At 35.6% G+C, this 13,449-nt stretch carries 11 protein-coding genes; 2 read left to right on the plus strand and 9 right to left on the minus strand.

The window, feature by feature from the left end; genetic code table 11:
• Window positions 1-115: 115 nt before the first annotated feature.
• From AB8P06_RS12005 to AB8P06_RS12035, 7 genes are all read right to left on the minus strand, one after another.
• Window positions 116-832, minus strand: coding sequence for a carboxylesterase family protein (locus tag AB8P06_RS12005; RefSeq protein WP_369842048.1), 717 nt, complete (start codon window positions 830-832; stop codon window positions 116-118).
• Between the two features lie 214 nt (window positions 833-1,046).
• Complete coding sequence (locus AB8P06_RS12010) at window positions 1,047-2,438, minus strand: glucoamylase family protein (protein ID WP_369842051.1); 1,392 nt, start codon at window positions 2,436-2,438, stop codon at window positions 1,047-1,049.
• Between the two features lie 12 nt (window positions 2,439-2,450).
• The gene (locus AB8P06_RS12015; protein WP_369842053.1) at window positions 2,451-3,839 is read right to left on the minus strand and encodes a glucoamylase family protein; all 1,389 of its coding nucleotides are present in this window, start codon (window positions 3,837-3,839) and stop codon (window positions 2,451-2,453) included.
• Between the two features lie 46 nt (window positions 3,840-3,885).
• Window positions 3,886-4,869 carry a LamG-like jellyroll fold domain-containing protein gene (locus AB8P06_RS12020; RefSeq protein ID WP_369842055.1) on the minus strand — a complete coding sequence of 328 codons (984 nt, stop codon included), beginning with the start codon at window positions 4,867-4,869 and terminating at the stop codon, window positions 3,886-3,888.
• Window positions 4,870-4,884: 15 nt separating this feature from the next.
• On the minus strand, window positions 4,885-6,351 hold the full coding sequence (locus tag AB8P06_RS12025; RefSeq protein ID WP_369842056.1) for a RagB/SusD family nutrient uptake outer membrane protein: 1,467 nt from the start codon (window positions 6,349-6,351) through the stop codon (window positions 4,885-4,887).
• Between the two features lie 10 nt (window positions 6,352-6,361).
• The gene (locus AB8P06_RS12030) at window positions 6,362-9,208 is read right to left on the minus strand and encodes a SusC/RagA family TonB-linked outer membrane protein (RefSeq protein WP_369842057.1); all 2,847 of its coding nucleotides are present in this window, start codon (window positions 9,206-9,208) and stop codon (window positions 6,362-6,364) included.
• Between the two features lie 288 nt (window positions 9,209-9,496).
• Window positions 9,497-11,083, minus strand: a complete 1,587-nt coding sequence (locus AB8P06_RS12035; protein ID WP_369842059.1) for a T9SS type A sorting domain-containing protein — start codon at window positions 11,081-11,083, stop codon at window positions 9,497-9,499.
• 201 nt (window positions 11,084-11,284) lie between these two features.
• Here AB8P06_RS12035 and AB8P06_RS12040 point away from each other — a divergent pair, with 201 nt between their 5' ends.
• Both AB8P06_RS12040 and AB8P06_RS12045 read left to right on the plus strand, forming a co-directional pair.
• The gene (locus AB8P06_RS12040) at window positions 11,285-11,962 is read left to right on the plus strand and encodes a DUF4197 family protein (RefSeq protein WP_369842061.1); all 678 of its coding nucleotides are present in this window, start codon (window positions 11,285-11,287) and stop codon (window positions 11,960-11,962) included.
• 41 nt (window positions 11,963-12,003) lie between these two features.
• Window positions 12,004-12,309, plus strand: coding sequence for a DUF493 family protein (locus AB8P06_RS12045; RefSeq protein ID WP_007845726.1), 306 nt, complete (start codon window positions 12,004-12,006; stop codon window positions 12,307-12,309).
• Window positions 12,310-12,358: 49 nt separating this feature from the next.
• Here the strand turns inward: AB8P06_RS12045 and AB8P06_RS12050 are convergent, their stop codons facing one another.
• A complete protein-coding gene (locus AB8P06_RS12050) occupies window positions 12,359-12,709 on the minus strand; it encodes an ArsC/Spx/MgsR family protein (RefSeq protein WP_369842063.1) in 351 nt (116 codons plus the stop codon).
• A gap of 88 nt (window positions 12,710-12,797) precedes the next feature.
• Window positions 12,798-13,412, minus strand: a complete 615-nt coding sequence (locus AB8P06_RS12055) for a deoxynucleoside kinase (RefSeq protein ID WP_369842064.1) — start codon at window positions 13,410-13,412, stop codon at window positions 12,798-12,800.
• Window positions 13,413-13,449 lie beyond the last annotated feature (37 nt).

The raw sequence follows: 13,449 nt of genomic DNA on the forward strand, positions 1-13,449 counted from the left end.
TAAATTATAGTTCAATTTTGTTTTAATTTTCAGGTCAAACGCAAGGCACAGATAAGGCTTTAAAGTGCAAAAACGTTCTGCTTAGCTAAGATCGCGAAGTTTTTTGTCCTGACGATTAATTTTTATTTAATTCTTTTCTTTTTGACAGCATCCATTGATACAAATCCGGATTTGAATAGGCTGAATCCCATGAATTATGGTTATCATTTGGGAAAATCGTCAATTCTGCAGTCGGGTTTACCGGATGTAATTTCTGATAAAAATTAAAAGCATTTTCGGGTGGCACTACATCATCCATTCCGCCATGAAAAATTTTCATGTTCAAATTTTTATACTGATTGATATTGGCCTGCATCACTTTATCTGTGGGAGCACAAACGGAAACAACGGCTGCAAACATTTCAGGGTGTTCCATAGCGAGTTTCAGCGTTCCCCAACCTCCCATTGAAAGGCCCGTAAGATAAATACGGGAGGCATCAATTTTATATTTTCTCTGAATTTCTTTAATCAGATGATAAACCGTCACAGTATCCCACCACATATCTGCAGGACATTGGGGAGCTAAAATAGCTACCGGCTCCTTGATCAGATTTTTGTATGTGAAAGGACTGTGTGCTTTTACCATTTCCAGATCACTTCCTCTTTCTCCGGAACCGTGAAGGAAAACGATCAAGGGGACATTTCCTTTAACTTTCTGTGGGTAATCTAAAATATAGGATATTTTTTCTGTCCGTTTAAAATCCTTATTCAGTTCTGCTTTTACTTCCTGGGCAGTGATGCTTATGGAAAATGGCAGAAATAAAAAAGGAATAAATTTTAGTTTAAATTTCATTTAATATTCAGATTTTGGCTAAAGCCGTTTGATTTTGTTTTTTTATTTAAACGGGCTAAAGCCCGTTCCTATCGATGTAAAAATGTCAATTATTATTTAGCCCCGATTGCAGCATTTGTTTGAGCTCATTTTGAGGGTTTGGGCGGCGGCTTTGCCGCCGCCCAAACCCTCAAAATAGCGAGTGCGGAAAGCGGGATTAAGCTCTTAAAACATATTATTTAATGTTATATTTTTCAGATTTAAAGCTTAATTTCTTTAACCCCTGCTGGATTTCCGGAGCATTCATGAATAGTTTCCATAAAAATCCGGATCTATAGTTTTCAATCATCGGCGCAATGGTTCCCTGATCAATTGCCAGATATCTTGGTGTAAACCAATCGTTGTAATTGATTGATGTGGCATCATAAGGACCTGCGGAACCTATAAACTGAGGTTTTTGAGTATAAATGAACCTTAAAAAATCCATTGATTCTTTAGGCGTGTACGGAAAACTGCTTAATGCAGCAGTGGGTGTGATCACTCCAAGATCATTTTGCGGAAAGTGGGCATTGTATCCTGTACTTCCATCATCATTTCTTGTGTAGCCGGCTGTCAGTCCCCAATAATTCGGGCCGTAGCCTTTCCATTGTTTCGGATTTTCAACGCAGTATTTGTAATCGATAAGAACCTGGTTTTTATTCAGATCAAAGTAATTTTTCACCAGTTTATCAGACAATCCTGTAGGATCTAATCCGATATAGGAGTAATGAGCCCAGAATAAAGGACCGCCGTATTCCTGTGCACCATTATGCTTTACGTACATGGGTAATCCGTACCGGGTTTTATCGGAAACAATGCCGCCGTTTCTTGCCCAGCCTTTGTAGTAAGTTTCTGCATCAATGGCGTAGGTGGGTGATGAAGCTGCTAAAATGTAGGTAATTAAACATTCGTTATACCCCTCTAACGGGAAATTCATTTCCCACTGGTAATCCGGAGACCAATGCCAGTATAATACTTTCTCACCGCCTTTTGTATACCAGTTCCATTGAATTCCTTTCCATAAGTCATCGCATTTCTGAGCCAAGGCTTTTTCTTCAGCATTACCGTTTTTAAAATATTCACGGACCATTAAAATTCCTGAAGTTAAGAATGCTGTTTCCACAAGATCCCCGCCATTATCTTTTTTACCGAAAGGCACTGTTTTTCCTGTCTCTCCATTGATCCAATGTGACCAGGCTCCTTTATGACGGTCTGCCTTTGCAAGGAAATCCATCATATTGGTCAGTCTTTTTACGGCTTCTTTTCTTGGGACAAATCCTCTTTCAACCCCAACAAGAACGGTAGCCAATCCGAATCCCGAACCTCCTGTAGTTATTACATGTTTATCATTATCCGGATAAATATTGTCTTCATGGTAACGCTCTCTTCCCAGCATCGAATGCGGTTCTGCATAATCCCAGAAATATTTCAGGGCATCTTTCTGAACTCTGTCCATCAGCTGGTCATCAGTAATATTACTTTTTACTGCCTCAACTTTTGAAATCTCTGGTTTGGAGGCTTGGGAGTTTTTGCAGGAATAAGCAAAAAATATTGATGCAACAGCAATCGATAATGTAATCCTTTTCATTATATCATTTTTTTAAAATCCGTATTGTGTGGAATGGAATCCTAATTTAACCAAACCTTGCTTAACATCCGGAGCATTCATAAACAACTGCCATAAAAACTGAGTTTTATAATTCTCAACCATAGGCGCAATGGTTCCCTGATCTATTGCCAAATATCTTGGTGTAACCCAATTATAGTGTACAGAATAGGCATCATAAGGACCTGCAACCCCAATATATTTATTATAATTTTCATTATATAAAAACCTCAACATATTCATACTTTCCGTTGGTGTGTAAGGCATGTTTGAAAGTGCAGCAGTAGGAGAAATTACTCCTAAATCGTTATTAGGCTGATGGGCAGAATATCCTGTAGTCCCATCAGTATTTCTGGAATAGCTTGCTGTTAGGCCCCAGCTTTTAGAATTATATCCTTGCCAACCTTTTGGATTTGCCAGACAATACTGATACATAATTTTTGCATGGTTTGTGGTTGCATCTCCATAATTTACGTTTTCGTCTGATAAGCCTCTGGGATCTAATCCTAAAAATGAATAATGTGACCAGAACATTGGACCAACTGATCCATTAGCTCCGTTATGATTAACAACAACGGGAATTCCATATTGTGTTGCTGTGCTTTTTATGCTTCCGTTTCTTGACCACCCTTGCTGATAGACTGGTTTGCCAATTGAATAATTAGGTGAAGCGGCGGCCAAAATATAAGTAATCAATGTTTCATCGAATCCTTTTAGCTGCATATTCATTTGAAAATCATAGTTTGGAGACCAATGCCAGTACAGGACATTTTCTCCTTTTGTATACCAGCTCCATTCTATTCCTTTCCATAGTGTATCTGCTTTTTGAGAAAGGGCTAGTTCAGCAGAATCTGAAGAGTTTTTAAAATATTCTCTGATGCAAATTAACCCCTGAGCCAAAAATGCGGTTTCTACTAAATCCCCGCCATTATCCATTGTACTAAAGGGAATAACCTGGCCTGTGGCGCCATTCATCCAATGCGGCCATGCACCATGAAAGCGATTGGCGTTCTGTAAAAAATTCAGTGAAGTCGTAAGTCTCGAAACGGCTTCCGGCTTGGCAATATAACCATTTTTAATACCAACCAGAATTGTCATTAATCCAAATCCAGATCCTCCTGTAGTTACTACATTAGCATCTTGTGAGGGATTATCTGTATGATATCTCTCTCTAGCCAATTTTGATCCTGATTCTGCATAATCCCAAAAATATTTTAATGCATCTTTTTGTACCATTTCTATAAGCTGGGCATCGCTATAATTATTAGGAGTTTCCGTATTTCCTCCACCTATTGGCGTTCCCGGACCCGATGGTGAATCATCTGATGAACAGGAATTGAATATCAGTCCTAAGAATAATATTGTCGTCAGTATTTTTTTCATATTTAATTTTGTAAAAAAAAGAGCCTTTTTCGAGGCTCTTTTGTCGTTATCTGTTATCCTTCTCAAGTTTATATAAAGCTATAACATCTGAAGACTTTAAAGCCACATTATAAATTCTAAATTCATCCATCTGCCCTGCAAAACTTGTTGCCCAATCTTGTTGTGATCCATTATTTTGAGGTGGAACAGTTTCAAATTGATGAGAACCTAAGACAACTTTACCATTTGTTGCTGTCATTTGGAAATTTCCGTAGCCCGGTACACCATTTGGATTATTTATCCCTCCTGGGTCATTTGCAAACCAACTGGCAAAACCTCCAAGTTCACCTCCTGCTGGAGAATATGCAAAACCATCTAGATTTTTAGCAGGCGCTCCATCTTGATAAACATAACATTTGCTTGCAGTAGCATCATATGCAAAAACTATATGAACCCATTTCCCTTTGTAACCATCTAAGTTTGCAATAACTCCCTGACCTTTCCAAGAAACCGCAGGATTTCCACTCTCCAATCCTAATTTCAATCTAATTCTATCAGGTTTAGAAGCATCAGGGTTTTCAATAAATAGATTAATTCCTCCCCAGAATTCTGTAGGGCGGACAATGGTAAATATTCCTTGAGCACCTTTTCCTTGCCCCGGAGTTCCAGGATCAACAGTACCATCACTTTTCATCCAGAATGCAATTGTAAAACTACCATTAAGACCAATTAGAGCTGTTGAAGCATTTCCAACAGAATATCTCATTTCTGACGAAGAACCATTATATGCCATTCCCTTAATTCCTGAAGTATAAGTAATACCTACAGGCATCTGTCCTGTTATATTATTCGTTTTATCTTCCAAATTGTTTTCGAAACTTAGTTTTGTTATTAAGTTTCCTGAAGCAATGTCATCTGAATTCTGATATCCTCCAATCTCTGCATATGGAATAGGTGGGTTATCTTTGTCAATACTATCTTCGCAACTTAGGGTAATTAATCCTAATAAAAAGATTACACCTATGGATTTTATGATATTTCTATTTTTCATCTTTCACTTTTTTAATTAGTAACCAGGATTTTGACCAGACATCCCTTTAGATTCTATAATAAACGAATTCGGAATTGGAAATAGCTCATGTTTTCCTGTTACAAATGTTTTACCATTTGCAGCCATAGCAGCTTGTGCCTGGCCTGTTCTTATCAAATCAAACCATCTGTCATGCTCAAATGCTAATTCCAGTCTTCTTTCTTTCCAAATTGCATTTCTTAAATCCGCTTGTGAAGTTGCAGTCGTATTTGCTAGTCCTGCTCTATTTCTAACCTGATTTAAAAAGGGTGCAGCCTGAGCTGTTTGTCCCAACTCATTCATTGCTTCAGCTTTCATTAATAATACCTCAGAATACCTCAGGTATCTGATGTTAGCATCCGAATCATCAGACCCTGTAAATGCTGAAGAATATGCTTTATAATTATAATATGGCGCAGCAACTGTTGAAGGAACTACCCTTCCATCATATAATGTAGAATTTCTGAAAATAATTGTTGCATTTCTTCTTTCTGTATCTCCTTCCGCATTATATGCATCAACAAGATTCTGTGTTGGAGTACAAAATCCCCAGCCCCAGCCACCGGCACCTCTCGCTCCTTGTACTTGAGAATATTGCTGAATACCCGGAGTAGCCTGTCCTCCTAATCCTTGTATTTCAAAAATAGATTCCTGATTATTTTCACCTGAAACTCTGTAAATATCGGCAAAATTAGGCGTTAAAGAATATCCGGTTACAAGATTACAATTATCTATAACTTGTTGCCATTTCTTCTGGTAGAGAGAAACTTTTGCTAATAACGCATACGCAGCTCCTTTACTTGCTCTCCCGACATTATTTCCTGTATAGGCACTTTTAGCAGGAAGGGCGCTGATAGCTTCATTTAAGTCTTTTTCTATAAAGGTGTAAATTTCTTCTTTCGATTTTCTGGTAAGGGTCATTACTCTGTCATCTTCATTACCAGCTACAGGTACATGATCAACCAATGGTACTCCACCATAACATTTTACCAGCATAAAATAAGAAAATGCTCTTAAAAACTTTGCTTCACCTTCTAATCTGGCTCTCAGATTTGCATCAGCATTCGTTAATAATGGTAAAAACTTTAATGCCTGATTCGATCTGTTTATCGCTTGATAATGTCCTTCCCAAATAGATTGGAATGAAGGTGTAGTTGCAGTAAAAGTTAAAGCATCTAGAATATCTTTATCAGTACCTGCATCACTTGGATCAGAACCTTTATCTGCGTCATCGGTTATAATACTTGAAACACCTATCCATGCGAATGAGCTGATATTCCAATCTAAATACTTGGCATAAATAGCAGTTACAAAACTTTCTGCACCTTCGTTATTGTTCATCAGTGACAACTCTTGTCCAGAGATTGCATCTGTAGGTTGTGTATTCAAAAAATCACCTTCACAGCTTTGATTTACCAGCATAACAGAACATAATGCTGCAATTAAAATTATATTACGTTTCATAGATTCTTAATTAAAATTTAACATTTACACCAAATACAAAAGATCTTAATGTCGGATAGGCGTCCAATTCAACACCTGTCAAACCATACGGATCTCCATTTGCGTTCAATTCAGGAGAATATCCTGAGAATTTTTGAAAAATGAACGGGTTTATCGCACTTACATAAAATCTCAAACTAGACAGATAATCTACCGGTTTGCTTAAAGTATATCCTAAAGAAATATTATTAATTCTAAAGAAATCACCTGATTCTAAATAATACGTGGAGGCAAGTGGCACAGCATTGAATGGTGCCGGATTTGATGATCCTGTATTAGTTGGTGACCAATAATTATTGGCTACATCATATTCAACATTTTCTCCACCAAATCTCTGTGCTTTTTTACCATTATATACTTTATGTCCAAAAGCTCCATAACCATTCACACTTAAATCTACATTTTTATATTGAACCCCAACATTGATACCTAAAGTTGATTTGGGAATATATGAACCAAAAAACCGTCTATCGTTAGCATCATTAGATCCTGTCGTTCCATTTCCGTTTGTATCTACATAAGTAAAATTGCCATTTGAATCTAACCCTCCAAATTCCCATAAATAAAAACTTCCCAAAGGCTGGCCAATAGCACTATCATTAAGGTATTTCGTATCTTGTCCATTTCCTAATCCACCTCCTATAATAGGGTTATAACCATCAAATAATTTCTCAAGTCTATTTTTATTTACTGAAAAGTTTCCATTAACTGAATAGCTCCAGTCTTTTCCAATCGTATCACTCCATCCCAATGAGACTTCAATACCTTTATTAGATACTTCTCCTAGGTGAGAGTATCCCACTTTTGATAATCCAGTTGTAGAAACAGGTTTAGATGCTAGAATTAAATTTTTAGTAATTTTGCTGTACAAATCAAATGATCCTTTTAATCTTCGGTCAAGCAATTCGAAATCAACTCCGCCACTTGTTTCTTCCGTAATCTCCCAGCCTAGATTTGGATCATAAATTTGATCTATAGTAGTTCCGTTTGAAGTACTACTTCCACCAAAAGCATAATTATATTCTACTCCTGTAGCAAAAGGAAGATAGTTGGTAGGTATTCTTTGATTTCCCAATCTTCCCCAACCAGCTCTAATTTTTAATAAATTGATAATCGAATTATCTTTTAAGAAACCTTCTTCTGAAATTACCCAGCCTGCTCCAAACGATGGGAAAGTCCCCCATTTATTTCCTTCTGAAAATTGCGAAGATCCGTCTCTTCTTACAGTAGCTGTTAATAAATATCTGTTCATTAACTTATATTGCAATCTTCCAAAGTAAGAATTTGTAGTATTGTTATTTCTATTAATTGAATTTGCTTTTACAATTTGATCGGCGTAATTAAAAGCTTCTGTTCCGGTACCGTAAATATCCCAATAATTACTATTTTCAATCATATTTTTTCTCTGAATTGTAAGTTCATTTTCACCACTTCGCATGGTAGATTCAGTACCTACAGTAATTTCAATATCATGAATATCAGAGAACTTTTTATTGTATGTAAAGAAGTTTGTTAAAACCCAGTTAAAATAGTCTTTCCGTGTATTGGTTAATAAATTTAATGGTAATTGTTTTTCAGGATCAGGATCTGTATTATATCCCCCCGGAACTCTTGTTGGATCTTGCGATAACCAGATTGCTAAAGAAGGTACATAATTATAGCTTTTAAAATTAGAATATTCTCCTGAGAATTGAGACGTAAATTTAAGACCCTTAAACAGATCGATATCCATTTTTAATCCTCCTTGAAGAATAAATGAATTTTGTCTTTCATTATTATAAGCTAAGCTTGCTACAGGGTTTCCGACATTATTAAATGATTGTCCTGTTGGAGATGCAAAACCATTACTTCCTACAAAAGAAACTCCATACTGACCAGAAGGGAAATACACCGGAACTATCGGAGATTGTTTATATGCAGCAGTGAAAGCACTTAATGGTTTAGGGGTAGTATTTGTAAATGTTGCACTTAAATTTTGAGATATTGTAACTCTTTTCAAGAATTTAAACTCATTATTTGTTCTTACAGTAGACCTGTTATAATCTGTTCCCTGTAATATTGATTTTTCATCATAATTACTTAAACTTAAGAAATATTTAGCATTTTCTGAAGCTCCTGATAATGATAAATTATGTTGATTATAAGTTCCTGTTCTTGTAATTTCATTAAACCAATCTGTATTTACAGGTTGATCCTGGGAATATCTTGTCGCTCCAAAAGCTATATTATTATAGCTGGAAAATAAATTACTTCCAGCCATTTTCACTTTTTTCAAAGGCATTCTTACTCCGGTAAATCCATCATATTCCACAGTGATTCCTTTTCCTTTTCCCGATTTAGTTGTAATAATAATAACTCCGTTTGCCGCTCTGTTTCCATAAATAGCTAAAGCAGATGCATCTTTTAGCACATCATAAGTTAAAATATCATTTGAATTAATATTATTAATATTATCAACAAACAATCCGTCAACTACATATAAAGGATCTCGTCCCCCTAAAGCAGTTCCAAGACCTCTGATCATTACTGTAGGCGTAGACCCCGGCAAATCAGATGATGTTACCTGTACACCGGCAGCCTTCCCTTGAATAGCCTGCGTTGCATTTAATACTTTGGTTTTTGTTACTTCTTCCGCATTCAGAGAACTTACAGCTGTAGTATTATCTACTTTTTTACGGCTACCATATCCGATCATTACTACCTCTTCAATCTTCTGTTCTTTAGTAACAGTATCTTGAGGGGTAACCTGCGCATTGACATTCATACCGAAGTATAAAACAGCAATGAGACATGAATACTTTAAATCACTTTGTTTCATATAGTTCATTTTTATTTCGTACAATCAAATTTCAAAACAAGCTTTAGCGCCTGTAAACTGCCTTTAATAAAGGAAAACATGTTATTCTCAAAAAAAGACATTATTCAAAATTATAAAAATATCTCTAACAATATTAAGTTAACTTAATTTTTTTAATTTTTTTGTTAACTTAAAAATTTATTAAAATCATAATTTGTATTCATTTTTTTGCAATTAAATTCTTAAACTAAAGCAAAAAGCTGTTTTAAAAGGATAAAACAGCTTTTTTTATAAGAATATATTTCTACTTTATTTTATGATAACCTGATGATCTTCCTGTTGTTTATTGGTATATATTTTTAATGTATATACTCCCTGGTTCAATCCGTTAACATAAATTTTTCCTTTATTATGCTGTAATTCGGTTTTACCAACTCTTACTCCTGCTGCATTAAATAATTCTGCAAAAACAATTGCTGTACTTTTATTTATTTCCGTATCATTTTCATCAGCCGGAACTATATTTATATAATCAGTCGCCGGATTTGGAGAAACTTTATAATTTTTTATACTTAAAGACATTTTTGAACCTCCGCTTTGGAATAAAATATTTTTCCAGGGTCCCCAACCACAACTATTCTTTGCTCTTGCTCTTACCTGCATATAATTATACCCTGAAGTTATATACAATATTGCCATTCTTCCGGTTACTTTAGTCCCGTTGTTTGATACATTTGAATAATAACCATTACCGTACGATGCAAACGTAAATGGTCCGTCAATTTTCTCCCATTCAAAATCTGTATCTAAATTTGGTGTACCATCAAAACCTAACGCATCAACAACTACATTACTATATTGTCCGGTAGGTACATTATAATTAGAATTGAAACAAACGGAATCATATGGATTTCCACAATATGCATTTGGCATGTAAACCAATGGAGTTCCTGCCCAGACTTTTTTTGTTACAATTTTGGTTTGGTTACAAGAATTTGAAACCGTTGCTGTTAAAGTGAATTCTCCCTGTCTTTTGACAATAACACTTGTTGAAGTTCCGTTAACTGTCTGCACTTCTCCGACTGAGCTATCCGAGCTGGTCCAGGAAACAGTATTCCCACTTCCGGAATTGATACTAAAGGATTGAGTAGCCGGGAAAGTACACACTGTTGGCGAGCCACCTGAAATTTGTAGGGAGCCTGAACTATCAAATATTTCTCTTTTGACTAAACAGGTCATACCAAAAGAATAATTTGTATTCCAAATAATTTCCAGTGAAATATTTGAAGGTAAAATATTGGGGTCAGTAGGTGATAAAGTAATAGAATTAGTACTTGTTGTTATGATTCCTGAAACCGGACTACCATCTTTATTCCATCCAGTGCCAACGTTCCATTTATAAACATAGGTTCCCACATTTGTACTGCTGTTACAAGTAAGAGTAACCGGAGATGTTGAGCCACATGGTATTGTAATGCTTGTTGGTGAAAGCGTAAACGAAGGAGTTTTTACAACAACCGGTCTTGGAGAGTACCAAACTGCTCCCGAAGATTGTGCTACAAGCTCTACTGATAAATAATTACCCGGTTCATAAGTGATATAGGTAGATGATATATTAGCATCAATAGCAGTGGCAAAGCTTGTTCCGGAATCCGGAAGGTATATATTAAGAGGATCAACTAAATCCGTATATTGCCCGTAGCTGTTGTAAGTTCTGATAAATAATTTACAATTCCCTACTACATAGGTTGATGACTTTGTAAGCAATACAGTAAATTTGACATTTACAGATCCTCCCGTTCCCAGATTTATGGGATTGCTTATACTATGTGCATTATTATTTACCTTAAAATCTTTAAATGCCACAGTAACCTGCGATTTAACTATAAGAGTCATAAAGAAAAAAATGAATAGGATAAAATTTTTCATAATAATTTTGATTGTGTGTTAATGATTCTATTATATAAATTTCATAGTCTTAAAATTATTAAAAATAAATCAAATAATGTTGAATTATTTAATTCCTATAAAAATTTGTTAAACAAATAATAGTATTTAACTTTGGCTCAATAATTGAAAAAATAAGAAAAAAGATCAATGAAAAAATATATTATCGCCGCAGCTCTTATGTTTGGCATTGGTACAGTAATCTATACCTCTGTACAGTCATGCACTACTTTAGCCACAAGTGACCTGGGTTTATCTGTTATTAAACGGTTTTTAATCAACGGAATTGATAAGGGAATGGGGATCTACAGTAATAAAGATGCTTTTCTGCAAAATAATATGGTAGATAAAGCGTTACCTAAACAATTGCGAGAGATCAATTCAACGCTGGAAAAAATAGCCCCTTCTCTTGTCGCAAAAGAAAGAGATTATATTGCCCAGGCGGCTTCCTATACCGTAAATATTTCAAAACCGATCCTGGTGGATGCCGTAAACAGTCTGAATGCACAGGATGTAACAAGAATTATCCAGGGTGAAAAAGGAACCGCAACCCAGATATTAAAAGAAAAGACCGCTCAGCGATTAATAGCAGCTATTACTCCAAAAGTAGATGAGCAGCTAAATCAATATGGGATTGTCAAGACCATCAATACAGCTTTGTCAGGGAGTAATTTATTGGGAAGTCTGTTAGGCGGGAACAGCAATACCGTGAATGTGGGAGGCTTAAGCCAGCTTGCTTCTGAACAATTGGTAAACGGACTGTTCAACATTATTGAAGATTACGAAATTCAGAACTCCAAAGCTCTGTTGGGGCCACTTGGAAAATAAATAAAATTTCGTTATATTTATATATAATTTAAAATTTGTAGATGGATATATTACAAGGAAATCAACACGCCAGCCCGGAGGATTTTTATAAGTCTCTGAAGGAAAAACTGGAAGATCATCACGATTTTCCGGAAGACTATTTATTTAAGTTCATCATTCCGACAGACCAGGCAAAACTCACCGAAATTTATAAAGTTTTTGATGGCATTAAATTCACATTAGGAAACCGTGAGAGTAAAAACGGAAAATATACAGCCTGTAACATTAATGCATTTGTACTGGATGCCGATCAGGTGGTCAGAATTTATCAGGAAGTAGCCAGAATAGAAGGCGTTATTCTGTTATAGAAAGTAAAAAGTCAGCGTAAAGCTGACTTTTTTATTTATTTCAATTTTCTTATTTCTCTATAAAAAACTTTACATTTTCAATAGGCCTTCCCAACATGGCTACCGAACCTTTTATCAGAATCGGCCTTTGAATTAAAGAAGGATTTTCTGATAATATTTTAAGCCATTCTTCTTCCGAATAATTTTTATCTGCAAATTTATCCGTATATAGCTTTTCTGTTTTTCTGATGATATGAAAAACACTCTGATTCAATTTTTTCAATACGGTCTTTATCTCTAAAATGCTTAAGGGGTCTTCAACGATGTTGATGATCTCAAACGGCACTCCATTTTCATCGAGATATTCCAGAACCGCATTCGATTTTGAACAGCTTCCATTATGTAAGACCTTCACTAACATATTTAATTGTATTTAAAATTAAACTTGTACTCTAACAAATTTAGTAAGAAATCAGGTTACGGGAATCTTAATATTTGGTAAATAATTGTTAAAACAATCCGTTAAGCTCTGCTTCGATTTTTTCCAGAATAAACCCGAAATCTTCAGGCTTCTCTACAAAATCCAGGTCATCAACTTCAATAATCAGCAACTTTCCCTCTGTATAGTTTGAAATCCATTTTTCGTATTTCTGATTCAGCTTTGAAAGATATTCAATACTGATCGATGCTTCATATTCCCGGCCTCTTTTATAGATCTTTTTCACAAGATTCGGTACATCAGACTTCAGGTAGATCAATAGATCCGGAGCTGAAACAAAAGATTTCATCAGGTTGAATACAGCGGCATAATTATTAAAATCCCTGTCAGAAAGCAGGTTCATATCATTTAAGTTTTCCGCAAAAATGTGTGCATCCTCATAGATCGTACGATCCTGAATAATATTTTTACCACTTTCTCTGATCTCTTTCACCTGACGGAATCTGCTTCCGAGAAAATAGATCTGTAGGGCAAAACTCCATTTGCTCATATCGGCATAAAAATCCTCAAGATAAGGGTTGTGATCTACATCTTCGAACTGTGCGTCCCACCCGTAATGCTTTGAAAGCATGGTCGTCAATGTAGTTTTTCCTGCTCCAATATTCCCTGTAACTGCAATATGCATATTTTTTCCTTAATGTTTTAATAATACTTATCCGGTA

Source organism: Chryseobacterium tongliaonense (genome assembly GCF_041224435.1).
Lineage (GTDB): Bacteria > Bacteroidota > Bacteroidia > Flavobacteriales > Weeksellaceae > Chryseobacterium > Chryseobacterium tongliaoense.

What these genes read in the sequence shown, in the direction of transcription:
- AB8P06_RS12005 (WP_369842048.1), bottom strand. Translation starts at nt 832, where the DNA reads ATGAAATTTAAACTAAAATTTATTCCTTTTTTATTTCTGCCATTTTCC.
- AB8P06_RS12010 (WP_369842051.1), bottom strand. Translation starts at nt 2,438, where the DNA reads ATGAAAAGGATTACATTATCGATTGCTGTTGCATCAATATTTTTTGCT.
- AB8P06_RS12015 (WP_369842053.1), bottom strand. Translation starts at nt 3,839, where the DNA reads ATGAAAAAAATACTGACGACAATATTATTCTTAGGACTGATATTCAAT.
- AB8P06_RS12020 (WP_369842055.1), bottom strand. Translation starts at nt 4,869, where the DNA reads ATGAAAAATAGAAATATCATAAAATCCATAGGTGTAATCTTTTTATTA.
- AB8P06_RS12025 (WP_369842056.1), bottom strand. Translation starts at nt 6,351, where the DNA reads ATGAAACGTAATATAATTTTAATTGCAGCATTATGTTCTGTTATGCTG.
- AB8P06_RS12030 (WP_369842057.1), bottom strand. Translation starts at nt 9,208, where the DNA reads ATGAAACAAAGTGATTTAAAGTATTCATGTCTCATTGCTGTTTTATAC.
- AB8P06_RS12035 (WP_369842059.1), bottom strand. Translation starts at nt 11,083, where the DNA reads ATGACTCTTATAGTTAAATCGCAGGTTACTGTGGCATTTAAAGATTTT.
- AB8P06_RS12040 (WP_369842061.1), top strand. Translation starts at nt 11,285, where the DNA reads ATGAAAAAATATATTATCGCCGCAGCTCTTATGTTTGGCATTGGTACA.
- AB8P06_RS12045 (WP_007845726.1), top strand. Translation starts at nt 12,004, where the DNA reads ATGGATATATTACAAGGAAATCAACACGCCAGCCCGGAGGATTTTTAT.
- AB8P06_RS12050 (WP_369842063.1), bottom strand. Translation starts at nt 12,709, where the DNA reads ATGTTAGTGAAGGTCTTACATAATGGAAGCTGTTCAAAATCGAATGCG.
- AB8P06_RS12055 (WP_369842064.1), bottom strand. Translation starts at nt 13,412, where the DNA reads ATGCATATTGCAGTTACAGGGAATATTGGAGCAGGAAAAACTACATTG.